Below are 21,417 nucleotides of genomic sequence, written 5' to 3'. Positions count from 1 at the left end.
TAATTAGCCCATTGACAGCAATTGGTTGGCGCGCTGGGCGTTATCGTCGACGCTGCTGATAATTTTCATCTGCATCTCGAAACGACGGGCGCTGGCGATCATGTCGGTCATTGCGGCAACCGGCTTGACGTTACTGCCCTCCAGCACACCTGACATCACGCGAATAGACGGGTCGTCCTGCAATGTCGTACCACGGGTCGCTTGTGCGTTCTGGCTCAGACGGAACAGCCCGTCATCACCGCGCACCACTTCCTGCGCGTTCGCTTTCACCAGCTTCAGCTTGCCGACCGGCGCGATAGTATTCGCCGGATCGCCAGGGTTCAGCGATGAAATCGTACCGTCAGCCGCGATACTAATTTGCGAACCTTCCGGTACCGAAATCGGGCCGCCGTCGCCAATCACCGGATGCCCCTGAATGGTCAACTGGCCGGTTGAACTCACCTGGATATTACCGTTACGGGTATACCCTTCAGAGCCGTCCGCCGTCTGTACTGCCAGCCAACCGTCCTGCTGCAACGCCACGTCCAGCGGACGCGAGGTATAGTCAAGTTGCCCTGGCGTCATATCGGCGCCAGGCGTAGAAGCCACTACCAGCGTACGGGTAGGCAGTGAAAGCCCTTCTACCGGTACCGCGCGCAGCGCATTGAGCTGCGCGCGAAAGCCTGGCGTGGACGCATTCGCGAGGTTGCTGGCGGTGACAGCCTGCTGATTCAGCGTCTGGCTGGCGGCGCCCATCGCGGTGTATATTGCGTGATCCATTAAGCCATCCCGTCAGACGATTAACGCAGGTTAACCAGCGTGTTAAGGATCTGATCCTGGGTTTTGATGGTCTGCGCGTTCGACTGATAGTTACGCTGCGCGACAATCATGTTCACCAGTTCTTTACTCAGATTCACGTTTGAGGCTTCCAGTGCGCCGTTGGTCAGCTTACCGAAGTTGCCGGAACCCGCTGTACCCACGATAGCAACGCCGGAAGCGGTGGTCGCAGACCAGACGTTATCCCCTTCGGATTTCAGGCCTTCGTTGTTAGCAAAGTTCGCCAGCACGATCTGACCCAGTACCTGAGTTTTCTCGTTGGAGTAGCTGCCCACCACGGTGCCGTCATCGTTGATGGCGTAGCTCACCAGCGATCCTGGCGGGTAACCATCCTGATCAACAGAGGCGGCGCCGCTGCTGCCAGTGTTCTGCTGCATGGAGTTCAGGAAGCTCAGCGAGTAAGTGCTGGCAGCAGAACCATTGAGGCTGGCCAGCGCGATATTGATTTGCGGCTGTGCGTTCGGCGCGGCGTTCAGGTTCCAGGTACGCGGCGTAGTGGCCGGCAGCACTTCGGTGTAGTTAGTCACGGAAGTGAGCGTACCGTTGGAGCTGAACGACATCTGCGCGGCTTTTTCATAAGAAGAGCCGGAAATGCTGGAGTCTTTGGTGTAGACATCCCAGGTGTTAGCGGCGGTTTTAACGAAATAGCAGTCAACCGCATGTTCGTTACCCAGGCTGTCGTAAGACGTTACCGTGGTTTTTTTGTTGTAGGTATCCGAGTTAGTCGGATCGAACGGTGTCGTCGTCGGAATGGTCGCCGTCGAGTTCAGGTTCATCGGCATCGTCGCCGTGGTGGTGGCACGCGCCGACATCACGGTCGTTGGGATGTTAATGGTCGTCGGGTTGGCACCGGTCTGTACTACCGGCGGGGTACCCGCAACCGGATAACCCGTCAGTTGCATACCCTGCATGTTGACCAGGTTGCGGTTCTCGTCCAGCTTGAACTGGCCGTTACGGCTGTAATAAACAGAACCGTTGGTATCTACCATGCGGAAGAAACCATTCTGGCTAATCGCAACGTCCAGACCGCGACCGGTGTTGGTCGTTGTCCCGTCGGTAAAGTCCTGAGTGATACCGGCAACTTTTACGCCCAGACCCACTTTAGAACCGGCAAACATATCGGCGAAGGACGCAGAGCCGGATTTAAAGCCATAGGTGGCGGAGTTGGCAATGTTGTTACCAATGACATCGAGGTTGGTGGCCGCAGCATCTAGGCCGCTGACCGCTTGTGAAAAGGCCATGACTTACTCCTGATAAGTGTTTTGGCTTAGATAATCTGCCGTACTTCGTCGAGTGTGGTGGTACCGTAAGTACCTAAATCCAGTGTGCTACCGTTGCTGCCGCGGGTAACACCTTGCACCAGAGCAAACTGCAGCGGCTGGGCAACCAGCTGTGTTGCGCCAGAGCTGGCGGCGATAGAGACTTTATAAGAGCCATCGGGTGCCGCTGTTCCATCCGTCATCTTTCCGTCCCAACTGAAGGTGTGGACACCGGCAGTCAGCGAGCCAATATCAATAGTGCGCACCACGGTACCGTCTTTACTGGTCACGGTAGCGGTCACTTTATCGGCGGCTTGCGTCAGTTCCACGCCAAACGGCGTTGAGGTTTCTTTGCCCACCAGAACGGTCTGTCCCGGGATCATCACGCCATGGCCAATCAGGTTTGTCGCCTGCAGCGACTGGCTGTTGTCGATCTGTCCGGAAATCGAACCGAGGGTGGTGTTCAGTTTTTCAATCCCGCTCACGGTGCTGATTTGCGCCAGCTGAGTGGTCAGTTCGTTGTTCTGCAGCGGGTTAGTCGGGTCCTGGTTTTTCAGTTGCGCGACCAGCAGCGTTAAAAAGCTGCCTTGCAGGTCGGATGCACTGTTTGTTCCGGTTGCGCTGGTGTTGTTACTGGTCGAGGAGACACCGTTATTTGTCGGGTCATCCACTCTTACGGCGATAGACATGCGCGTCTCCTTTACTGTCCGAGCGTGAGGGTTTTGAGCATCATGCTCTTAACGGTATTAAGCACTTCAACGTTCGCCTGGTAGCTGCGGGACGCAGACATGGTGTTCACCATTTCGCCGACCACATCAACATTGGGCATTTTGACGTAGCCATTCGCATCAGCCAGCGGGTTACCTGGTTCGTAAACCAGTTTGTCCGGTGCCTGGCTTTCAATCACATCAGCAACTTTTACACCGCCGGTCGCTTGCCCGGGCGCAGCGTCCACCTGGAACACAACCTGCTTAGCGCGATACGGCTGACCATCGGGCCCGGTCACGCTGTCGGCGTTCGCCATGTTACTGGCGGCCACGTTCAAACGTTTGGACTGCGCGGTCAGCGCGGAGCCTGCGACATCAAAGATATTCAGTAATGCCATTTAATTAGTTCCCCTGTTGCAGAACACTCATCATGCTTTTGATCTGCCCACCCAGCACGGTCAAGCCGGTCTGGTATTTAACGCTGTTGTCAGCGAACTGCGTACGTTCACGATCCATATCCACGGTGTTGCCATCCAGCGAAGGCTGATCAGGAATGCGGTACAGCAAATCGGTAGACGGTCCGCTCATCGCCTGCGCCGGGATATGGCGCGAAGAGGTCATGGTCAACGCAACGCCGCTGCCTTCAGCACGCCCACGCTCCATGACTTTTTTCAATTCGCTGGCGAAATCAATATCGCGCGCCTGAAACCCCGGGGTATCGGCGTTGGCGATGTTTGCCGCCAGAATTTCCTGACGCTGGGCGCTCAGGTTCAGCGCTTCTTGCTGGAAACGAAGTGCGGCATCAAGTTTATCGAGCATGGCTCCCCCACTGATGACAATTATTTAGCCAACAGCTTAAATCTCCGCTGACAAACTTATCGCTGGAATAAGGGCAAAATGCGTCGCTATTTATTGCGTTGATAGGTTGACCATGCGGTTAAAATCCCCTCAACCACTCAACAGGCAGGAGTCTGCGATGAACACGTTGAAAGGCGGTTTAGCCGCGACCTTACTGTTTTTAAGCGCCTTTGCTCAGGCCGCTAACTTGCAATCACAGCTGACGTCATTTTTTGCTCAACGTCTTGCTGGCTTTAGCGACGAGGTAGTGGTAAATATACGCACCCCGCAAAATCTGTTACCCAGTTGCGAGCAGCCAGCGCTGAGCGTGCTCGGGAACGCTAAACTGTGGGGGAACCTGAACGTGCTGGCGAATTGCGCAGATGTTAAGCGCTATTTGCAGGTGGAGGTTCAGGCGACCGGTAACTATGTGGTGGCAGCGCAGTCCGTTGCCCGTGGCAGCCTGTTGCAGCCCGGCAGCGTGACGCTAAAACGCGGCCGCCTCGATCAGTTGCCGCCGAGAACGATGCTGGATATTACCCAGGCGCAGGATGCGGTCAGTTTGCGCGATCTTACTCCAGGCCAGGCGATTCAACTGTCAATGTTGCGCCAGGCGTGGCGGGTTAAAGCGGGTCAGCGTGTACAGGTCGTGGCGTCGGGCGATGGCTTTAGTGTGAACGGCGAAGGTCAGGCACTGAACAATGCGGCGGTGGCGCAAAACGCCCGTGTGCGCATGGCTTCAGGGCAGATTGTCAGCGGTACAGTGAACGCTGATGGGAATATTCTGATTAACCTATAATCTTTTTAAAGAATTCATGTCGCCTGCCGATAATTAAGCAACGACTAAAGATATCAGGCCCGAAACGCCGGGATACCTCGATGAGGACAACACTATGAGCATTGATCGCACATCGTCTTTAAAACCGGTTAGTTCCGTTCAACAGCGCGAAACTAACGAGACCCAAACGCAGAAAACGCGTCTGGAAAAAGCGGCTACGGCAAACAGCACCAGCGTGACCCTCAGCGGCGCGCAGACCAAGCTGATGCAGGCTGGCGCGAATGACATCAATATGGAACGCGTGGAACAGCTGAAAACCGCGATCCGTAATGGTGAACTGAAGATGGACACCGGCAAAATCGCTGATGCCCTGATTGATGAAGCGAAGAGTTACTTGCAGAGTAAATAACAGTATGAATCGACTGTCAGACATTCTTGATCAAATGACAGTTATCCTGAGCGCTCTTAAAGACGTGATGGATGCTGAGCAAAAACAGCTTTCCGTAGGTAACATTCAAAGCAGCGCACTGCAGCGTATCACGGAAGAAAAAAGCTCATTGCTCGCGACACTGGATTACCTGGAGCAACAGCGTCGTTCGGCACAAAAAGCGCAGCATAGCGCGAACGACGACATCGCCGATCGCTGGCAAACCATTACGCAGAAAACGCAGCATTTGCGCGACCTTAACCAGCACAATGGATGGCTGCTGGAAGGACAAATTGCGCGTAACCAGCAAGCGCTGGAACTGCTAAAGCCGCATCAGGAACCGAGCCTGTACGGCGCGAATGGCTATACCGCTTCCGCCAGCCGTGGCGGAAAGAAAATCTCGATTTAATAAGACCCGTCTTCTTTGCCAGGGATAATTCCCTGGCAATTTGCTTTTCTGTTTTCCCGCTTCCACTTCGCTGAGCAGACTTACACCGTAGTCCGCCGCGCGAACTCTTTCACTTTAAAGCCCAGCAGCGCAAGCGTGGCGAAATAGGCCATCACCCCGACCAGCACGACAGCCATCAGCCGCAGCAGGCGATAAGGCATAGTGCCAGTTGACCACTCCGGCATGACATACAGCATGCCCATTAATGCCGCTGCCATCACCAGCACCGCAACCACCAGACGCAGCAGGAAACTTGCCCAGCCCGGCTGCGGCGTAAAGATCTGCTGCTTACGCAGTTGCCAGTAAAGCAGCCCGGCATTCAGACAGGCCGCCAGGCCAATCGACAGCGACAACCCGGCGTGTTTCAGCGGCCCGATAAACGCAAGGTTCATTAATTGCGTCATCACCAGCGTGACAATGGCAATCTTCACCGGCGTTTTAATGTTCTGTCGCGAGTAGAAGCCCGGCGCCAGCACTTTAACCACGATAAGCCCCATCAGCCCCACCGAGTAGGCGATCAGCGCGCGCTGGGTCATTGATGCATCAAACGCGGTGAATTTACCGTACTGGAACAGCGAAACGGTCAACGGTTTCGCCAGGATGCCGAGCGCTACGGCGCTGGGCAACGCCAGCAGAAAGCAGAGCCGCAGCCCCCAATCCATCAGGCGGCAATATTCGTCGTGGTTCCCGCTGGCGAAACTTTTCGACAACGACGGTAACAGGATAGTGCCAAGCGCCACGCCAAGCACGCCGGAGGGAAACTCCATCAGGCGGTCAGCGTAATACATCCACGACACGGAACCGGAAACCAGAAACGAGGCGAAAATGGTGTTGATGATAAGCGAGATCTGGCTGACCGAAACCCCCAGAATGGCCGGCCCCATCTGTTTGATAACCCGCATCGCCCCGGCATCGTGGAAGCTGATGCGCGGCAGCACCAGCATGCCGATCTTCTTCAGGTGCGGCAGCTGATACACCAGTTGCAGCACACCGCCGACCGTAACAGCCCAGGCCAGCGCCAGTACCGGCGGGTGGAAATAGGGAGCAGCAAACAGCGCAAAGCCAATCATGCTGATGTTTAAGAATGTCGGCGCAAACGCCGGCACCGAAAAGCGATTCCAGGTATTGAGGATCGCCCCGGCCAGCGACGCCAGCGAGATCAGCAGAATGTAAGGGAAGGTAATGCGCAGCAGTTGCGAGGTTAAGTTGAATTTATCCGCCGTATCGGCAAAACCCGGTGCGGTGACGAGGATCACCCACGGTGCCGCCAGCATCCCGGCCACGGTGACGATGGCCAGCGCCAGCGTCAGCAACCCGCAGACATAGGAGACAAACACCCGCGTCGCATCTTCACCCTGTTTGCTTTTGTACTCGGCGAGGATCGGCACAAAGGCCTGAGAAAACGCCCCCTCTGCAAAAATGCGGCGCAATAAATTTGGCAGTTTGAACGCCACGAAAAAGGCGTCGGTCGCCATTCCCGCACCAAACACCCTTGCCACAATGGCGTCGCGCGCAAAACCCAGCACGCGGGAAAACATCGTCATGGAGCTGACAGCCGCCAGCGATTTTAATAGGTTCATTCTGGTTTCCATAAGACACAACGCCTGCAATGCAGGCGTTGATGTACAGCGAAGCGCTTAGTCTACAGGGAAAAAGGCGAATTACTATCGCCAGATGTTACCGGGCATTATTCACTCATCGCCTCGCGCCAGAGCTTGTCTACCACGCGCTGGGCGAGGATCGCTTGCTCACCTGCGGTTTCCGGAACTGTCTGATTTTGCACGCATTCAATGAAATGGCGGGCGCATCCGGCGAAACCGCGCTGCTCCAGCACACTCTGCCAGCCCGCCACCGGACGGGCGACAACGCCCTGCCCGCGTTCTTCGCGCCACTCGCGCATGTCGGTTATGTCGAATAAGCCACCGTCCGTCACCGCCTGAACCCATTCCCGCTGGCTGCCCGCCCGGCGATGCATGCTGGTGGTAATTTGCAGGTGTTCAACACTGAAATGGTGCTCGGCATAAATCATAGCGCCGTCGTCATTGGTCAGCAGCGTACCGCTTTTTAATTGCGCGGCACCGCCCGCCAGCCATAGCGCGGTATCCACAACGTGCAGGTAGTCATCCAGCAGGGTGAAGCGTAAATCATGCGGCCCGACGCTATCGGTACGGTGTTTATCCATACGCAACGAAGCGGCCTGCGGCATCTGCTGTTTTAGCTCGCGGTAAAGCGGGGAGTAACGGCGGTTAAACCCGACCATCAGCGTCAGTTTTTTACGTGCGGCCAGCTCAATAAGCCGCTCCGCATCCTGTAAGTTTTCCGCCAGCGGTTTATCCACACAAACGTGTACACCGAGATTGAGCAACTCACTGACGACCGCATAGTGTGAAGCCGTGGAAGTGTGGACAAAAACCGCATCGCATTGTGCCGCCAGGGAAGCCAGCGAGTCGGCATACGGAATGCGCCAGGTTTCGCACACGCGCAGCGCCTTTTCCCGCGTTGGCGACCAGGCCGCCGCCAGCGTCCAGTCTGTTGCTGCGCCTAACACCGGCAACCAGGCCTTTTGCGCTATGCCGCCAAGCCCTACCACACCGATACGTAAAGTTGTCACTGTTAATCTCCCAGATGTGCGAGCAGCGAATCGAGACGCTGCTTCAGTTCAGCCACTTCCGCTTCCAGCGCATCGACACGCGCTGCCAGAGACGCATCCGGCGGGCTGACGGCTTCCACAACATCCACCAGCGTCTGCACATCGCCGCTGAAAAGATGCATAAAGCGGCTTTCGCGTTTGCCCGGCTCTCTCGGCAGACGCACCACATACGGCCCGTCTTCACGCGTTGCCAGATGTTCTAACGCATTTTCCACTTCAGCCATATCGCTGAACTGATGCATCCGTTCGCCGCGGGTGCGCAACTCGCCCGGCGTTTGCGGCCCGCGCAGTAACAGCGTAGTGATCAGCGCCACTTCGGCAGAACTAAGTTTGAGATCGCCAAATTCCGAATTACAAAAACGCTGCTCATATTTTGTCACCCGGTTACCAAAACCGCTTACCGTGCGCAGATAATGGCGCTTGACCAGTTCATCCAGCACCGTTTGCACCTCGTGTTCAGCAAGGTTCATCACCGGTTCACGGTTGGTTTTTTGATTACAGGCAGTGACAACACCATTAATGGAGAGCGGGTATTGCTCCGGCGTCGTCACCTGTTTTTCCAGTAAACAACCAATCACCCTCGCCTCGACGGCGGTTAATTGATACTTCATCAAAACTCCTTAGCGACCGGGGGTCCATTCCTGCGTGGTTAATGCGGTAAGCACGTGATCGCGCCATTGCCCGTCAATTAACAGATACGATTTGGCATAGCCCTCTTTTTCAAAGCCAAGCCTCGCCAGCAAATCACCGCTGCGTTTATTGTGCGGCATGTAGTTCGCCATAATGCGATGCATATGTTGCGTGCGTTGCATATAGCGAATGGCGGTGGTGAGCGCTTCGAACATCAGCCCCTGCCCCTGCCATTTCTGGCCGACGGAATACCCCAGATAACAGGCATGAAAAGAGCCGCGCACCACGTTTGAGAAATTCGCCACGCCAATTATCTCTTTCTCTTCCGGATCGAGCAGCGCAAAGTAGAATGCGGAACCCTGTTTATGAAATTCATTGATCATGCTCAGGCGCGCCTGCCAACCGGAAGGATAACAATGGCTTTCATCGCGCACGGGTTCCCAGGGTTTTAAAAACTGGCGGTTTTCGGCGTAATAATCCGCCAGCCGCCAGGCGTCACGCTCATGCACCAGGCGAACCACCAGGCGGTCTGTTACTAAGCGTACTTTCGGCACGTTACTGCGATAGCCAAACATGCATTACCACTCCTTCCGTTTTACGACTCTTTTAACCCCTTCCCTTTACTATACAGTTGCTCCGGGGCTGTGGGAAAACAGCAACATGGCATTTTCTGCGTCAAACACCATTTTCGATGAAAAGTCTCAATCAAAGGCAGACGTTGATAAAAAAATATTGTCACCACGAAGATGGGAAAAGGCCCGGCGAAACCGCAGAATAAGAAGGTCTTATCTTTCTTATTTCCCGGAGGGGAAATGGCGCGCATATCGCAGGCAAGGAGCCTGGGTAAATATTTCCTGCTTGTCGATAATATGCTGGTTGTTCTCGGCTTTTTCGTTGTCTTCCCACTGATTTCTATCCGCTTTGTTGACCAGCTTGGCTGGGCGGCGTTAATGGTCGGCATTGCGCTCGGTTTGCGTCAGTTTATTCAACAAGGGTTGGGGATTTTCGGCGGTGCGATTGCCGACCGCTTCGGCGCCAAGCCGTTGATTGTCACCGGCATGCTGATGCGCGCGGGCGGTTTTGCCGCGATGGCGGTGGCGCATGAACCCTGGCTGCTGTGGCTTTCCTGTATTCTTTCCGGGCTGGGCGGCACGCTGTTTGATCCGCCGCGCTCCGCGCTGGTGGTGAAACTGGTGCGCCCTAATCAGCGCAGCCGTTTTTTCTCGCTATTAATGATGCAGGACAGCGCGGGCGCCGTTATTGGCGCGCTGCTTGGCAGCTGGCTGCTGCAATATGACTTTCGTCTGGTATGTGCGGCCGGTGCGCTGATGTTTATTTTATGTGCCGCATTTAACGCCTGGCTGCTGCCTGCCTGGAAACTCTCAACGGTGAAAGCACCGGTGCGCGAAGGTCTGACGCGTGTGCTGCGTGACAAGCGCTTTGTGACTTACGTGCTGACCCTTACCGGTTATTACATGCTGGCGGTGCAGGTCATGTTGATGCTGCCGATTATGGTTAACGACATTGCCGGCTCACCGGCGGCAGTGAAGTGGATGTATGCCATTGAAGCCTGTCTGTCGCTGACGCTGCTCTACCCTATTGCTCGCTGGAGTGAAAAACGCTTTCGTCTTGAGCATCGATTGATGGCCGGTCTGCTGGTGATGTCCTTCAGCCTGCTGCCGGTGGGGATGGTCGGCACGCTGCAGCAGCTCTTCACGCTGATTTGCACCTTCTATATTGGCTCCATAATTGCCGAACCCGCGCGGGAAACGTTAAGCGCACAGCTGGCCGATTCCCGTGCGCGCGGCAGCTATATGGGGTTCAGCCGTCTTGGGCTGGCCTTCGGTGGCGCGCTTGGTTATGCCGGTGGCGGCTGGCTGTTTGACGCCGGGAAAGCATTTAACCAGCCAGAGTTGCCGTGGATGATGCTTGGCGTTATCGGGATGATTACCTCCATGGCGCTACTGTGGCAATTTAGCCACAAACGTATTCGCCCGACCATGCTCGAGCCCGGCGCCTGATTTGCACGCCGGTTTTCCCTCTTCCATACTGGTAATTGATGGATAAGCCAGTATGGAGGAGAAACGTGAAACTCTACATTTACGATCACTGCCCGTTCTGCATTAAAGCCCGCATGATTTTCGGCCTCAAGAACATCCCCGTCGAACTCAAGATCCTGCTCAATGATGACGAAGCCACACCGACGAAAATGATTGGCCAGAAAATGGTGCCGATCCTGCAAAAGGACGACAGCCGCTATCTGCCGGAAAGCATGGATATTGTTCACTATGTCGATAAGCTCGATGGCAAACCGCTGCTTACCGGCACGCAAAACCCGAAAATCGAAGAGTGGCTGCGCAAGGTTAATGGTTACGTTAATAAGTTATTGATCCCCCGCTTTGCGAAATCGGCGTTTGACGAATTTTCCACGCCGCAGGCGCGCGCCGGATTTGTGGCCAAAAAAGAGGCCGCCATTGGCGATTTCGCCGAACATCTCAGCCATTCGGCGGGGTTAGCGAAAAATATCAGCGACGATTTACGTGTGCTGGATAAATTGATTGTTCAGCCCAACGCGGTGAACGGAGAACTCTCCGATGATGATATTCATCTCTTCCCGCTGCTGCGTAATCTGACGCTGGTAAGCGGTATCAACTGGCCAAGCCGCGTTGCAGCATACCGCGACAATATGGCGAAACAGACACAAATTAACTTGCTGTCATCAATGGCTATTTAACCGCCCATGACGGAAGCGCGCCCGCTTCCGTCATGCCTTTCAGCTTTTTCCGCTGGCCTTTATTTAGCGTGTGTCGCATGCTACGCCCCTGCGTCGTAGCATGGCAATCACGTTGAGGAATTCATGAAGAGAATTATTTTTGCCGCAGCATTACTGTTGAGCGGCGTGCTGGTGGGGTGCAATCAACTGACCCAATATTCTATCAGCGAACAGGAGATTAACCAGGCGCTACAGAAGCGTAACGACTTCGCCAAAGACATTGGCGTGCCCGGTGTTGCGGATGCCCATATTGTGCTGAATAACCTGGCCAGTGAAATCGGTCGCGAAGAACCCAATAAAATCACGCTGACCGGTGATGCGAATCTGGATATGACCTCGCTATTTGGCAACCAGAAAGCCATCATCAAATTGAAACTCAAAGCGTTGCCGGTGTTTGATAAAGAAAAAGGCGCGATTTACCTGCAAGAGATGGAAGTGGTTAACGCCACCGTGACACCGGAAAAAATGCAGACCGTGTTACAAACGTTGATGCCTTATCTTAATCAATCGCTGCGCAATTACTTTAACCAACGCCCTGCTTATGTGCTGAAAGAAGACAACAGCAAAGGCGAGGCGCTGGCGAAAAAATATGCCAAAGGGATTGAGGTGAAACCGGGGGAAATTATTATCCCCCTCACCGACTAAATTACAGGGCGCCGCGAGCGCCCTTTTTTTCAGGAAAAGGATGCAAACGAAAACGTTTCCGCTTATTCTTAGTGCCCGGCAAAAAACACCTGTTCTCACCAGCCGGAGCACTCCAATGACCCAACCCCAGGTTTTGAAAATCCGCCGTCCTGACGACTGGCATGTCCATTTACGTGATGGCGAAATGCTAAAAACCGTGGTGCCGTGGACCAGCGAAACTTACGCCCGCGCCATTGTCATGCCGAACCTTGCTCCTCCTGTCACCACTGTGGATGCGGCTATCGCCTACCGCCAGCGTATTCTTGACGCCGTACCCGCCGGGCATGATTTTACGCCATTAATGACCTGCTATCTGACCGATAGCCTGAGCGCCGATGAAGTCGAACGCGGCTTTAACCAGCAGGTATTTACGGCAGCGAAACTCTATCCGGCGAATGCCACAACCAACTCCAGCCATGGTGTTACCAGCATTGATGCGATTATGCCGGTTCTGGAACGGATGGAGAAACTGGGCATGCCGCTGCTGGTGCATGGTGAAGTGACGCACGCGGATATTGATATTTTCGATCGCGAAGCGCGGTTTATCGAAACGGTCATGGAACCGTTACGCCAGCGCCTACCGGGGCTGAAAGTGGTGTTTGAGCATATTACGACCAAAGATGCCGCAGATTATGTGCGCGATGGCAATGAGCTGCTGGCCGCGACCATTACCCCTCAGCATCTGATGTTTAACCGTAACCATATGCTGGTCGGTGGCGTGCGCCCGCATCTTTATTGCCTGCCGATCCTGAAGCGTAATATTCACCAGCAGGCGCTGCGCGAACTGGTTGCCAGCGGCTTTACGCGCGCGTTTCTCGGTACGGACTCTGCGCCGCATGCGCGTCATCGTAAAGAGGCCAGTTGCGGCTGCGCCGGTTGTTTCAACGCCCCCACCGCGCTTGGCAGTTATGCAACCGTGTTCGAAGAGATGAACGCCCTCCAGCACTTTGAAGCGTTCTGTTCCGTCAACGGGCCACGTTTCTATGGCTTACCGGTGAACGAAACGTTTGTTGAGCTGGTGCGTGAAGAGAGCCAGGTGCCAGAGACGATTGCGCTGCCGGAAGATTCACTGGTGCCGTTCCTCGCCGGTGAAACCGTGCGCTGGCGGGTTAAATAAAAAAATTATCGCTCCCTGTTGTAATATTTTCCGCTTAACTGTATAAACATACAGTAAATTACACAGGGGGCTATTATGCGCATTGAAGTGACTATCGCCAAAACCACACCCTTACCGCCTGGCGCTGTTGATGCACTGGCGGGCGAGTTATCTCGACGTCTGAACAATTGTTACCCCGATCGCGAAAACAAAATTACGGTTCGCTATGCCGCAGCAAATAATCTTTCGGTTTTAGGCGGTGCAAAAGAAGATAAAGATCGCATAACTGAAATTTTGCAGGAAACCTGGGAAAGCGCCGACGACTGGTTTATCACCGACTAATTTCTCTTTAAGTTTGTGCTTATTGCCGGGTCGCCCCGGCTTTTTTTGTTGTTTTTTTAAGCGCAATCCTGGTGCAGATCTTTTTTAATAAAAATATATGGTTAAGAGCCCGTTTTCTTATTCAAAAAAATCTAACGGCCGAAAAAACATGTTGCAGAGTGTTTAATTATTCGATCTACAACCCCACTTGTTGGTATACTGAAAAAGCTTCAAATAAAACACGCATTGAACCTCAAGAGTCGTTGTCGAATTAAACACGCCAATAAAGGGGGTTATGATGGTAAAGAATAATGAAGTCATCCAGACCCATCCACTGGTCGGATGGGACATCAGCACCGTGGATAGCTACGACGCACTGATGCTCCGGTTGCACTACCAGACCCCAAACAGAGCCGCTCAGGAAGAGACCGAAGTCGGCCAGACGTTGTGGTTAACGACCGATGTTGCCCGCCAGTTTATATCGATACTCGAAGCGGGCATTGCCAAGATTGAATCGGGCGACTACCAGGAAGATGAGTATCGCAGGCATTAGTGATAATGCGCTATATAGACTCAACAGGCACCCTTGTGGTGCCTTTCTTATTTCTGTCCTTGTATAACGTTCCCAGGTTAATTACCCTCCTGAACACGCATTTGCCTGGAGAACACCACCATGAAATACGATCTCATTATTATTGGCAGCGGCTCTGTCGGCGCAGCGGCAGGCTATTACGCCACGCAAAGCAGGCTGAATGTGCTGATGACCGACGCTCACCTGCCGCCCCATAAGGAAGGCAGCCACCACGGTGATACGCGTTTAATTCGCCACGCTTACGGCGAAGGCGAGAAATATGTTCCGCTGGTGTTGCGCGCGCAGCAGTTGTGGGAGCAACTGGCGGCGGAAAGCGGCGAAGCGGTATTTGACCGTACAGGCGTTATCAATATTGGTCCGGCTGATTCCACTTTTTTGGCTAACGTCGCGCAAAGCGCAGCGCAGTGGCAGCTGGCCGTCGAAAAACTCGATGCCCCGTCACTGATGGCTCGCTGGCCGGAAATCCGCGTACCCGACGATTACATCGGCCTGTTTGAAGCCGACTCCGGTGTGCTGCGTAGCGAACTGGCGGTAAAGACCTGGATCCGTCTTGCCAAAGAGGCGGGCTGCGCTCAGCTCTTCAATTGCCCGGTCACCGCGCTGCATCATCATGAAGACGGTATCAGCATCGATACCCGGGAAGGGACATTCCACGGCAAAAAAGTTCTTGTCAGCGCGGGGACGTGGGTGCAAAAACTGCTGCCGGCATTGCCGATACAACCGGTCCGCAAAGTTTTTGCGTGGTTCCAGGCCGATGGCCGTTACAGCACCAAAAACAAATTCCCGGCGTTTACCGGTGAAATGCCCAATGGCGACCAGTATTACGGCTTCCCGGCGGAAGACAATGAATTAAAAATTGGCCGTCACAACGGCGGGCAGCTTATCAGCGACGCGCAGCAGCGTAAGCCGTTTGGCGAAGAGCCGGGAGATGGCTCCGAATGTTTCGCTTTCCTGCGCCAGTTTCTGCCCGGCATCGGTGGGTGCTTGTACGGTGCATCCTGCACCTACGATAACTCTCCGGATGAAGACTTTATTATTGATACGCTGCCGGGATCCCCGGACACGCTGATTGTCACTGGTCTTAGCGGACACGGTTTCAAATTTGCGCCAGTGCTGGGCGAAATTGCCTGTGAATTTGCCCACGGCAAACGTTCGCATTTTGATTTACAACCTTTCTCACTTTCCCGTTTTACCGGGTAACCTTTCAGCGGCCTCGTTCGGGGTCGCTTATCGCATTTTTACGGAGAGAATATGCGCCGTCTGTTTCATTACTTAATAAATAACGTGCGTGAACATTTGATGCTTTATATTGCGCTATGGTTACTTATCGCACTGATCGATATTATCTATATCGTATGGGCATCTTGATAAACACTGACAAAAACTGACATATACTTATAAAAATATATTTTCAGGGCAGAATATTTAAACATCCTCTCCGCAACAAAACCTTAATAAATTGAGGACTTACACCACAGTCCACCTAATGTGCTGAATGTTATCCAGCAAAGTCATTCAAAAACGATGATATAGAAAAAATAACGATCCAATAGCGTAATTTTGAGTTGCAATATTGTTTTTCTCCCGCCATTTTAATTTAACCAGTTATTAACCCAGATTAACAATTATGCCATTACGCAATTCACCTGAGCGCTACGGCGCCGTTTCTATTGTTCTGCACTGGCTGGTAGCCATTGTGGTTTATGGTATGTTCGCGTTGGGTCTGTGGATGGTGACACTGAGCTATTACGACGGCTGGTATCATAAAGCGCCTGAGCTCCATAAGAGCATCGGCATTTTGCTCATGCTCGGCCTCGTGTTCCGGGTAGTGTGGCGTTTTCTTTCCCCGCCGCCAAAGCCGCTCGCCAGCTATTCACGTCTGACGCATATCAGCGCCGTGCTTGTTCATATCGCGCTCTATTTGCTGTTGTTCGGCATTCTTTTCAGCGGCTATCTCATCTCCACGGCCGACGGTAAACCCATCAACGTTTTCGGCCTGTTCGAGATCCCCGCAACGCTTGCCGATGCCGGATCGCAAGCCGACCTTGCCGGAAATATTCACCTCTGGCTGGCATGGACAGTGGTTGTGCTGTCCGTATTACATGGCCTTGCCGCGATTAAACACCATTTCATCGATAAAGACGTCACTCTCAAGCGCATGCTGGGGAAATCGTCGCCTGACTCTGGAGCATAATATGAAGAAAATCCTGCCGGGACTCGCTCTCGCTTCGCTGCTGTTCACCACGGGTTCTGCTATCGCTGCGGACTACAAAATTGATAAAGAGGGTCAACACGCCTTCGTTAATTTTCGTATCCAGCACCTCGGCTATAGCTGGCTCTATGGCACGTTTAAAGATTTCGACGGGACGTTTAGCTTCGACGAAGCCAACCCGGCCTCAGACAAAGTGAACGTGACCATTAACACTAACAGTGTCGATACCAACCACGCCGAGCGTGATAAACACTTACGCAGTGCTGAATTCCTGAATGTCGCCAAATTCCCGCAGGCAACCTTTACTTCAACCGAGGTGAAAAAAGCGGGTGACGGGCTGGATATTACCGGCAATCTGACGCTGAATGGCGTCACCAAACCGGTAGTGCTGGCGGCGAAACTGATGGGCCAGGGCGATGATCCGTGGGGCGGCGTGCGCGCAGGCTTTGAAGCTTCCGGCAAAATTAAGCTGAAAGATTTTAACATCACCACCGATCTGGGTCCGGCGTCACAGGACGTTGAACTGATTATTTCCGTGGAAGGCGTGCGTCAGAAGTAAGATTGCGGGAGAGGGGCAACCCTCTCCCCAGGGTTTATTCCGGATCCGGAATCCCCAGTTTGGTATTCAGACGACCACGGGATTTGTTAAAGATTTTGTTGCCATTCTCCCGCCCGGCGCGACGTTTACGCTGCTCTTCTTCCGGCAATTCGCTCTCTTCTTTGCACAGCTCACTGCAGCAACCATTAAATTTCTCAGCGCAGGCCGGACACTGAATAAACAGCAAATGGCAGCCGTCATTGCGACAATTGGTATGGGAATCGCAGGGAGTGCCGCACTGATGGCAATGAGCAATAACGTCATCGGAAATGCGCTCGCCCATACGCTCATCAAATACAAAGTTTTTACCGATAAAACGCACCGGCAAGCCCTGTTCGCGCGCGCGGCGCGCATATTCGATAATGCCGCCTTCGATATGCCACACTTTAGTGAAGCCGTTATGCTTCATCCAGGCACTCGCTTTCTCGCAGCGAATACCGCCGGTGCAGTACATAACGATTTTCTTATCTTTATGTTCCTGCATCATTTCGACCGCTTTCGGTAGCTGCTCGCGGAACGTATCCGCCGGGATCTCCAGCGCACCAGCGAAATGTCCGACTTCGTATTCGTAGTGATTGCGCATATCAATGAACACCGCCTCAGGATCGTCGAGCATGGCATTCACTTCCGCCGCTTTCAGATAATCCCCCACATCGCTGGCGTCAAAACTCTCATCTTCGATACCGTCGGCAACAATCCTGTCGCGGACTTTCATGCGCAGCACCCAGAAGGATTTACCGTCATCATCAATCGCGATATTTAAACGCAGGCCGTCGAGCGCCGGATCGAACGCATAAAGCGTCTGGCGAAAGGTATCGAATTTACTTTGTGGCACGCTGATTTGCGCATTGATACCTTCATGGGCAAGGTAAATACGGCCAAACACGTTCAACTGGCTAAAAGCCTGGTAGAGCGCGTCGCGCGTGGCTTGCGGATTAATAATCGAGAAATATTTATAGAACGAGACGGTAACGCGCGGTTCCGTTTCCGCGAGCATCCGCGCCTTCAGTTCATCATTGGATATGCGGTTGTGTAACACTGGCATGGTGTACGTGTCCTGCAAAGTTAGGGGTGAAAAAACGGCGGCATCATAAAGCAAATACTGATAATTTACATCCACACATTTTGCGCTACATTTTCTCTCATTCTAACGATTACGACGCAACAATTCCTGACAAAACAGGCATTCTGTGCGCCATGGTTTTGGTTAATTCCGAAAAAATGCGAGAATACAGGGAATTGTTGCTTCAAACAGGACAGTCATGACGCATTTACCCAAGTTTACGGCATCGCTGCTGCACCCGCGCTACTGGGCTCTCTGGTTCGGGGTCGGCATGCTGTGGTTAGTTGTTCAACTCCCCTATCCCGTGATTTACCGCCTCGGCTGTGGCATTGGTCACCTGGCGCAGCGCCTGATGAAACGTCGCGCGCGTATTGCGCAGCGCAATCTCGAACTCTGCTTTCCGCACATGAGCGAAACAGAGCGGCAGAAAATGGTCGCAAAAAATTTTGAGTCGGTTGGCATGGGTTTGATGGAAACCGGCATGGCCTGGTTCTGGTCCGATCGCCGGATGTCACGCTGGATGGACGTTATCGATTTTGAACATGTCAGAAGCGTGCAGGCGCAGGGGCGAGGAATTTTGCTGATCGGCGTCCATTTTTTGACGCTGGAGATCGGTGCCCGCATGTTTGGTCTGAACGAGCCAGGTATTGGTGTCTATCGCCCGAACGACAACCCGGTTATTGATCTGCTGCAAACCTGGGGCCGCATGCGTTCTAATAAAAGCATGATCGACCGTAAAGATCTCAAAGGCATGATCCGCGCCCTGAAAGCGGGTGATGTCGTTTGGTACGCGCCCGATCATGACTACGGCCCGCGCGCCAGCGTTTTCGCCCCTTTCTTTGCCGTTAAAGATGCGGCTTCCACGTCAGGAACCTGGATGCTGGCCCGCATGTCCCAGGCCTGTATCGTTCCTTTTGTTCCACGGCGTAAACCGGACGGTAAAGGGTATGAACTGATTATTCTCGAACCGGAATGCTCTCCTCCGCTCGATGACGCAGAAACCACCGCAGCATGGATGAACAAAGTGGTTGAGCGCTGCATTATGATGGCGCCAGAGCAATATATGTGGCTGCATCGCCGCTTCAAAACGCGCCCGGAAGGCGTCCCCTCTCGCTACTGAAGCGATAAAGAGCCTGCAAATGCAGGCTCTTTTTTTGTCATACAAACCTGCGTCAGCGCATTGCGGCAATCATAACCCGGGCGCATAATTAGCATGCTTACTATCGACTATTATTAATGTGTGCTGTTATGGACGGTTATGTCTCACTCTGATGCCCCAATAAACTGGAAGCGCAATCTCACCGTTGCCTGGTTTGGCTGTTTTCTCACTGGCGCAGCGTTTAGCCTGGTGATGCCCTTTATCCCCCTCTATGTCGAGCAGCTTGGCATCACCGATCCCGGTGCGCTCAATATGTGGTCCGGTTTAGTCTTTAGCATCACCTTCCTGTTCTCTGCCATCGCTTCTCCCTTCTGGGGCGGTCTTGCCGACCGTAAAGGACGCAAAATCATGCTACTGCGTTCCGCGCTCGGCATGGCGATTGTTATGGCGTTAATGGGCATCGCACAAAATGTCTGGCAGCTCCTTGTGCTGCGGGCGTTGCTCGGTTTGCTGGGCGGTTTTATCCCCAACGCAAATGCCCTGATCGCCACGCAAATGCCGCGCAATAAAAGCGGCTGGGCGCTGGGGACGCTCTCAACGGGAGGCGTCAGCGGCGCGCTGCTTGGCCCGCTGGCCGGTGGTTTGCTGGCCGATAGCTGGGGTTTGCGGATGGTCTTTTTTATTACCGCTTCTGTGCTTTTTATCTGCTTTCTGCTCACGCTACTTTGCATCCGCGAAAATTTCACCCCGGTGGCAAAACGCGAGATGTTGCACTTCAAAGAGGTTTTCGCCTCGCTAAAAAGCCCCAAACTGGTGTTGAGCCTGTTCATCACCACCATGATTATCCAGGTAGCGACGGGCTCTATTGCGCCGATTCTGACACTCTATGTGCGCGATCTTGCGGGTAATGTCAGCAACATTGCCTTTATCAGCGGCATGATTGCCTCCGTGCCTGGCGTCGCGGCACTGCTTAGCGCACCTCGTCTGGGCAAATTGGGCGACAAAATCGGCCCGGAGAAAATCCTCGTCGCGGCATTAATAATCTCCGTCCTGCTACTGCTGCCAATGTCAATGGTGCAAACGCCGTGGCAACTGGGCATTTTGCGCTTCCTGCTCGGCGCTGCAGACGGCGCCTTGCTCCCTGCGGTGCAAACGTTGCTGGTCTACAACTCCACCAGTCAAATTGCCGGACGGATATTCAGTTACAACCAGTCATTCCGCGATATTGGTAATGTTACCGGCCCGCTGATGGGTGCGGCGGTCTCGGCCAGCTACGGTTTTCGTGCGGTGTTTTGCGTGACGGCGGGCGTCGTTCTGTTTAATGCCATCTATTCATGGTGCAGTTTGCAGCGCCCTGCCCGCCGGGCCAGAACCGAGGCAACCCGCAGCGTTCAACGCCAGGAGTAGCGTAAAGCGTGATCGCCCACCCGATACAATAGATATTTACCTCACATCCATGCTGTCCCGCGCATAAAAAAGCGACGCTGTTTCGTGCGTATTTCCCGAATTAATCAAAACCGAAAAGCGAAATAACTGGCATGACTGACCATCTTTATCTTGCAACACGTTAAACATAAAACGCAGTCACAAACATTCGTCACGGCTCCCGCAGATGTACTGTTATTCAGCGCGACACCTTTCTCGTTATGCCATGAAATCGCTGATTTATTTATGACAAATTTGACGCTCGCAAAGCCAGCGTCTATAGGTTTGTGCATACCTTTTTTACTGTTATTTCAGGAGCGATGATATGGCCGAAACTGAACTGGAGTATTACTCAACACTGTCGGAAGCAATTGATGCCGCGCGGGAATTATTTATTGCCGACAACCCGGATCTTGATGAAGAAGAAATCAGCGTGCAGCAATTCAATGTGCAAAAGTATGTTCTTCAGGATGGCGATATCGCGTGGCGCGCTGAGTTTTTTGCGGATGAAGAAGAGCCTGGCGAATGCTTGCCTCTTTTCAGCGGTGAAGCCGCACAAAGTGTCTTTGACGGCGATTTCGATGAGATCGAGATAAGCCAGGAGTGGCAGGAAGAGAATACGCTGCATGAATGGGACGAGGGTGAATTCCAGCTGGAACCACCGCTTGATACCGAAGAGGGACAGACAGCCGCTGACGAGTGGGACGAGCGCTGATTACTCGTAAGGGCCGTGATGAGCATCCAGCGGTAACAAAAGTGTGTCAAACACCAGTGAGAAAGGTAAATCAAGTACGGTAATGTAGCGCCACGCGGAGTCGCGGACATCCCACTTAACGCCGGGGTAATACTGATTACCGTGTCCCTGGCCAGGGATTGTCCGGCTGACGATGCTGCCGCAACCGCTTAGCAGACACGCCATGACGACTACCAAAATTACTCTCACAGACAACCTCTTCTTATCTGATACAGATAAAAAAATACCGGCTCTCAGGCCGGTATTTC

General features: G+C 53.5%; 27 protein-coding genes. 16 read left to right on the top strand and 11 right to left on the bottom strand.

Annotation, left to right across the window (positions count from 1 at the left end; translation table 11 throughout):
* Positions 1 to 3 precede the first annotated feature (3 nt).
* Genes H650_RS23195 through flgB form a run of 5 tightly spaced genes read right to left on the bottom strand, consistent with a single transcriptional unit; the run spans position 4 to position 3,601 of the window.
* On the bottom strand, positions 4 to 759 hold the full coding sequence (locus H650_RS23195; protein ID WP_020457433.1) for a flagellar basal body rod protein FlgF: 756 nt from the start codon (positions 757 to 759) through the stop codon (positions 4 to 6).
* Between the two features lie 20 nt (positions 760 to 779).
* Positions 780 to 2,057, bottom strand: a complete 1,278-nt coding sequence (gene flgE, locus H650_RS23190) for a flagellar hook protein FlgE (protein WP_017456405.1) — start codon at positions 2,055 to 2,057, stop codon at positions 780 to 782.
* A 26-nt stretch (positions 2,058 to 2,083) separates the two neighbouring features.
* Positions 2,084 to 2,764, bottom strand: a complete 681-nt coding sequence (gene flgD / locus H650_RS23185) for a flagellar hook assembly protein FlgD (RefSeq protein ID WP_020457432.1) — start codon at positions 2,762 to 2,764, stop codon at positions 2,084 to 2,086.
* 11 nt (positions 2,765 to 2,775) lie between these two features.
* Positions 2,776 to 3,180 carry a flagellar basal body rod protein FlgC gene (gene flgC, locus H650_RS23180; RefSeq protein WP_020457431.1) on the bottom strand — a complete coding sequence of 135 codons (405 nt, stop codon included), beginning with the start codon at positions 3,178 to 3,180 and terminating at the stop codon, positions 2,776 to 2,778.
* A 4-nt stretch (positions 3,181 to 3,184) separates the two neighbouring features.
* Positions 3,185 to 3,601, bottom strand: coding sequence for a flagellar basal body rod protein FlgB (gene flgB / locus H650_RS23175; RefSeq protein ID WP_017456402.1), 417 nt, complete (start codon positions 3,599 to 3,601; stop codon positions 3,185 to 3,187).
* Positions 3,602 to 3,758: 157 nt separating this feature from the next.
* On the opposite strand from flgB, the gene flgA reads away from it, so the two are divergent.
* The 3 genes from flgA to flgN all read left to right on the top strand — a co-directional run bounded on the left by flgA (position 3,759) and on the right by flgN (position 5,233).
* Positions 3,759 to 4,418, top strand: coding sequence for a flagellar basal body P-ring formation chaperone FlgA (flgA, locus tag H650_RS23170; protein ID WP_020457430.1), 660 nt, complete (start codon positions 3,759 to 3,761; stop codon positions 4,416 to 4,418).
* Positions 4,419 to 4,512: 94 nt separating this feature from the next.
* Complete coding sequence (gene flgM / locus H650_RS23165) at positions 4,513 to 4,806, top strand: flagellar biosynthesis anti-sigma factor FlgM (RefSeq protein WP_017456400.1); 294 nt, start codon at positions 4,513 to 4,515, stop codon at positions 4,804 to 4,806.
* Positions 4,807 to 4,810: 4 nt separating this feature from the next.
* The gene (gene flgN / locus H650_RS23160) at positions 4,811 to 5,233 is read left to right on the top strand and encodes a flagella biosynthesis chaperone FlgN (RefSeq protein WP_020457429.1); all 423 of its coding nucleotides are present in this window, start codon (positions 4,811 to 4,813) and stop codon (positions 5,231 to 5,233) included.
* An 80-nt stretch (positions 5,234 to 5,313) separates the two neighbouring features.
* Here flgN and murJ read toward each other — a convergent pair whose 3' ends face one another.
* The 4 genes from murJ to rimJ all read right to left on the bottom strand — a co-directional run bounded on the left by murJ (position 5,314) and on the right by rimJ (position 9,127).
* Positions 5,314 to 6,852, bottom strand: a complete 1,539-nt coding sequence (gene murJ / locus H650_RS23155; protein WP_020457428.1) for a murein biosynthesis integral membrane protein MurJ — start codon at positions 6,850 to 6,852, stop codon at positions 5,314 to 5,316.
* A gap of 107 nt (positions 6,853 to 6,959) precedes the next feature.
* On the bottom strand, positions 6,960 to 7,883 hold the full coding sequence (locus H650_RS23150; RefSeq protein WP_020457427.1) for a Gfo/Idh/MocA family protein: 924 nt from the start codon (positions 7,881 to 7,883) through the stop codon (positions 6,960 to 6,962).
* Between the two features lie 2 nt (positions 7,884 to 7,885).
* Positions 7,886 to 8,533 (bottom strand): YceH family protein, encoded by a 648-nt coding sequence (locus tag H650_RS23145; protein WP_020457426.1) that lies wholly within the window; start codon positions 8,531 to 8,533, stop codon positions 7,886 to 7,888.
* Between the two features lie 9 nt (positions 8,534 to 8,542).
* Positions 8,543 to 9,127 carry a ribosomal protein S5-alanine N-acetyltransferase gene (gene rimJ, locus H650_RS23140; RefSeq protein WP_020457425.1) on the bottom strand — a complete coding sequence of 195 codons (585 nt, stop codon included), beginning with the start codon at positions 9,125 to 9,127 and terminating at the stop codon, positions 8,543 to 8,545.
* A gap of 237 nt (positions 9,128 to 9,364) precedes the next feature.
* Here rimJ and mdtH point away from each other — a divergent pair, with 237 nt between their 5' ends.
* The 10 genes from mdtH (at position 9,365) to H650_RS23095 (ending at position 16,789) form a co-directional block, all read left to right on the top strand.
* Positions 9,365 to 10,573: a multidrug efflux MFS transporter MdtH gene (mdtH, locus tag H650_RS23135; protein WP_020457424.1), complete on the top strand. Its 1,209-nt coding sequence runs from the start codon at positions 9,365 to 9,367 to the stop codon at positions 10,571 to 10,573.
* A gap of 65 nt (positions 10,574 to 10,638) precedes the next feature.
* Entirely contained in the window at positions 10,639 to 11,286 is a 648-nt protein-coding gene (grxB, locus tag H650_RS23130; RefSeq protein ID WP_020457423.1) for a glutaredoxin 2, read from the top strand.
* 123 nt (positions 11,287 to 11,409) lie between these two features.
* Positions 11,410 to 11,970 (top strand): lipoprotein, encoded by a 561-nt coding sequence (locus H650_RS23125; protein ID WP_020457422.1) that lies wholly within the window; start codon positions 11,410 to 11,412, stop codon positions 11,968 to 11,970.
* 115 nt (positions 11,971 to 12,085) lie between these two features.
* Positions 12,086 to 13,126 carry a dihydroorotase gene (gene pyrC, locus H650_RS23120; RefSeq protein ID WP_020457421.1) on the top strand — a complete coding sequence of 347 codons (1,041 nt, stop codon included), beginning with the start codon at positions 12,086 to 12,088 and terminating at the stop codon, positions 13,124 to 13,126.
* 75 nt (positions 13,127 to 13,201) lie between these two features.
* The gene (gene dinI, locus H650_RS23115; RefSeq protein WP_017456390.1) at positions 13,202 to 13,447 is read left to right on the top strand and encodes a DNA damage-inducible protein I; all 246 of its coding nucleotides are present in this window, start codon (positions 13,202 to 13,204) and stop codon (positions 13,445 to 13,447) included.
* Between the two features lie 277 nt (positions 13,448 to 13,724).
* Complete coding sequence (gene bssS, locus H650_RS23110) at positions 13,725 to 13,979, top strand: biofilm formation regulator BssS (RefSeq protein ID WP_017456389.1); 255 nt, start codon at positions 13,725 to 13,727, stop codon at positions 13,977 to 13,979.
* 120 nt (positions 13,980 to 14,099) lie between these two features.
* Positions 14,100 to 15,218, top strand: a complete 1,119-nt coding sequence (gene solA / locus H650_RS23105) for an N-methyl-L-tryptophan oxidase (protein WP_020457420.1) — start codon at positions 14,100 to 14,102, stop codon at positions 15,216 to 15,218.
* 51 nt (positions 15,219 to 15,269) lie between these two features.
* Positions 15,270 to 15,386, top strand: coding sequence for a YceO family protein (locus H650_RS25015; RefSeq protein WP_020457419.1), 117 nt, complete (start codon positions 15,270 to 15,272; stop codon positions 15,384 to 15,386).
* A gap of 259 nt (positions 15,387 to 15,645) precedes the next feature.
* Positions 15,646 to 16,212 carry a cytochrome b gene (locus H650_RS23100; RefSeq protein WP_020457418.1) on the top strand — a complete coding sequence of 189 codons (567 nt, stop codon included), beginning with the start codon at positions 15,646 to 15,648 and terminating at the stop codon, positions 16,210 to 16,212.
* 1 nt (position 16,213) lies between these two features.
* Positions 16,214 to 16,789 (top strand): YceI family protein, encoded by a 576-nt coding sequence (locus H650_RS23095; protein ID WP_020457417.1) that lies wholly within the window; start codon positions 16,214 to 16,216, stop codon positions 16,787 to 16,789.
* A 34-nt stretch (positions 16,790 to 16,823) separates the two neighbouring features.
* Here the strand turns inward: H650_RS23095 and trhO are convergent, their stop codons facing one another.
* The gene (gene trhO / locus H650_RS23090) at positions 16,824 to 17,873 is read right to left on the bottom strand and encodes an oxygen-dependent tRNA uridine(34) hydroxylase TrhO (RefSeq protein ID WP_020457416.1); all 1,050 of its coding nucleotides are present in this window, start codon (positions 17,871 to 17,873) and stop codon (positions 16,824 to 16,826) included.
* Positions 17,874 to 18,090: 217 nt separating this feature from the next.
* On the opposite strand from trhO, the gene H650_RS23085 reads away from it, so the two are divergent.
* The 3 genes from H650_RS23085 (at position 18,091) to H650_RS23075 (ending at position 21,130) form a co-directional block, all read left to right on the top strand.
* Positions 18,091 to 19,011 (top strand): Kdo(2)-lipid IV(A) acyltransferase, encoded by a 921-nt coding sequence (locus H650_RS23085; protein WP_020457415.1) that lies wholly within the window; start codon positions 18,091 to 18,093, stop codon positions 19,009 to 19,011.
* A 138-nt stretch (positions 19,012 to 19,149) separates the two neighbouring features.
* Positions 19,150 to 20,397, top strand: coding sequence for a multidrug efflux MFS transporter MdtG (gene mdtG, locus H650_RS23080; RefSeq protein ID WP_020457414.1), 1,248 nt, complete (start codon positions 19,150 to 19,152; stop codon positions 20,395 to 20,397).
* A 343-nt stretch (positions 20,398 to 20,740) separates the two neighbouring features.
* Positions 20,741 to 21,130, top strand: a complete 390-nt coding sequence (locus H650_RS23075; protein WP_020457413.1) for a MysB family protein — start codon at positions 20,741 to 20,743, stop codon at positions 21,128 to 21,130.
* Here H650_RS23075 and H650_RS25010 read toward each other — a convergent pair whose 3' ends face one another.
* Positions 21,131 to 21,358 (bottom strand): YceK/YidQ family lipoprotein, encoded by a 228-nt coding sequence (locus tag H650_RS25010; protein ID WP_071925280.1) that lies wholly within the window; start codon positions 21,356 to 21,358, stop codon positions 21,131 to 21,133.
* Positions 21,359 to 21,417: the final 59 nt, after the last annotated feature.

Origin of the sequence: Enterobacter sp. R4-368, assembly GCF_000410515.1 — a bacterium.
Lineage (GTDB): Bacteria > Pseudomonadota > Gammaproteobacteria > Enterobacterales > Enterobacteriaceae > Kosakonia.
The sequence above is the reverse complement of the archived record's forward strand: the minus strand, read 5'-3'. Positions and strand labels throughout refer to the sequence as shown.

Coding starts and splice junctions, on each gene's coding strand:
- H650_RS23195 (WP_020457433.1), bottom strand. CDS start 759: ATGGATCACGCAATATACACCGCGATGGGCGCCGCCAGCCAGACGCTG.
- flgE (WP_017456405.1), bottom strand. CDS start 2,057: ATGGCCTTTTCACAAGCGGTCAGCGGCCTAGATGCTGCGGCCACCAAC.
- flgD (WP_020457432.1), bottom strand. CDS start 2,764: ATGTCTATCGCCGTAAGAGTGGATGACCCGACAAATAACGGTGTCTCC.
- flgC (WP_020457431.1), bottom strand. CDS start 3,180: ATGGCATTACTGAATATCTTTGATGTCGCAGGCTCCGCGCTGACCGCG.
- flgB (WP_017456402.1), bottom strand. CDS start 3,601: ATGCTCGATAAACTTGATGCCGCACTTCGTTTCCAGCAAGAAGCGCTG.
- flgA (WP_020457430.1), top strand. CDS start 3,759: ATGAACACGTTGAAAGGCGGTTTAGCCGCGACCTTACTGTTTTTAAGC.
- flgM (WP_017456400.1), top strand. CDS start 4,513: ATGAGCATTGATCGCACATCGTCTTTAAAACCGGTTAGTTCCGTTCAA.
- flgN (WP_020457429.1), top strand. CDS start 4,811: ATGAATCGACTGTCAGACATTCTTGATCAAATGACAGTTATCCTGAGC.
- murJ (WP_020457428.1), bottom strand. CDS start 6,852: ATGAACCTATTAAAATCGCTGGCGGCTGTCAGCTCCATGACGATGTTT.
- H650_RS23145 (WP_020457426.1), bottom strand. CDS start 8,533: ATGAAGTATCAATTAACCGCCGTCGAGGCGAGGGTGATTGGTTGTTTA.
- rimJ (WP_020457425.1), bottom strand. CDS start 9,127: ATGTTTGGCTATCGCAGTAACGTGCCGAAAGTACGCTTAGTAACAGAC.
- mdtH (WP_020457424.1), top strand. CDS start 9,365: ATGGCGCGCATATCGCAGGCAAGGAGCCTGGGTAAATATTTCCTGCTT.
- H650_RS23125 (WP_020457422.1), top strand. CDS start 11,410: ATGAAGAGAATTATTTTTGCCGCAGCATTACTGTTGAGCGGCGTGCTG.
- pyrC (WP_020457421.1), top strand. CDS start 12,086: ATGACCCAACCCCAGGTTTTGAAAATCCGCCGTCCTGACGACTGGCAT.
- dinI (WP_017456390.1), top strand. CDS start 13,202: ATGCGCATTGAAGTGACTATCGCCAAAACCACACCCTTACCGCCTGGC.
- bssS (WP_017456389.1), top strand. CDS start 13,725: ATGGTAAAGAATAATGAAGTCATCCAGACCCATCCACTGGTCGGATGG.
- solA (WP_020457420.1), top strand. CDS start 14,100: ATGAAATACGATCTCATTATTATTGGCAGCGGCTCTGTCGGCGCAGCG.
- H650_RS25015 (WP_020457419.1), top strand. CDS start 15,270: ATGCGCCGTCTGTTTCATTACTTAATAAATAACGTGCGTGAACATTTG.
- H650_RS23100 (WP_020457418.1), top strand. CDS start 15,646: ATGCCATTACGCAATTCACCTGAGCGCTACGGCGCCGTTTCTATTGTT.
- H650_RS23095 (WP_020457417.1), top strand. CDS start 16,214: ATGAAGAAAATCCTGCCGGGACTCGCTCTCGCTTCGCTGCTGTTCACC.
- trhO (WP_020457416.1), bottom strand. CDS start 17,873: ATGCCAGTGTTACACAACCGCATATCCAATGATGAACTGAAGGCGCGG.
- H650_RS23085 (WP_020457415.1), top strand. CDS start 18,091: ATGACGCATTTACCCAAGTTTACGGCATCGCTGCTGCACCCGCGCTAC.
- mdtG (WP_020457414.1), top strand. CDS start 19,150: ATGTCTCACTCTGATGCCCCAATAAACTGGAAGCGCAATCTCACCGTT.
- H650_RS23075 (WP_020457413.1), top strand. CDS start 20,741: ATGGCCGAAACTGAACTGGAGTATTACTCAACACTGTCGGAAGCAATT.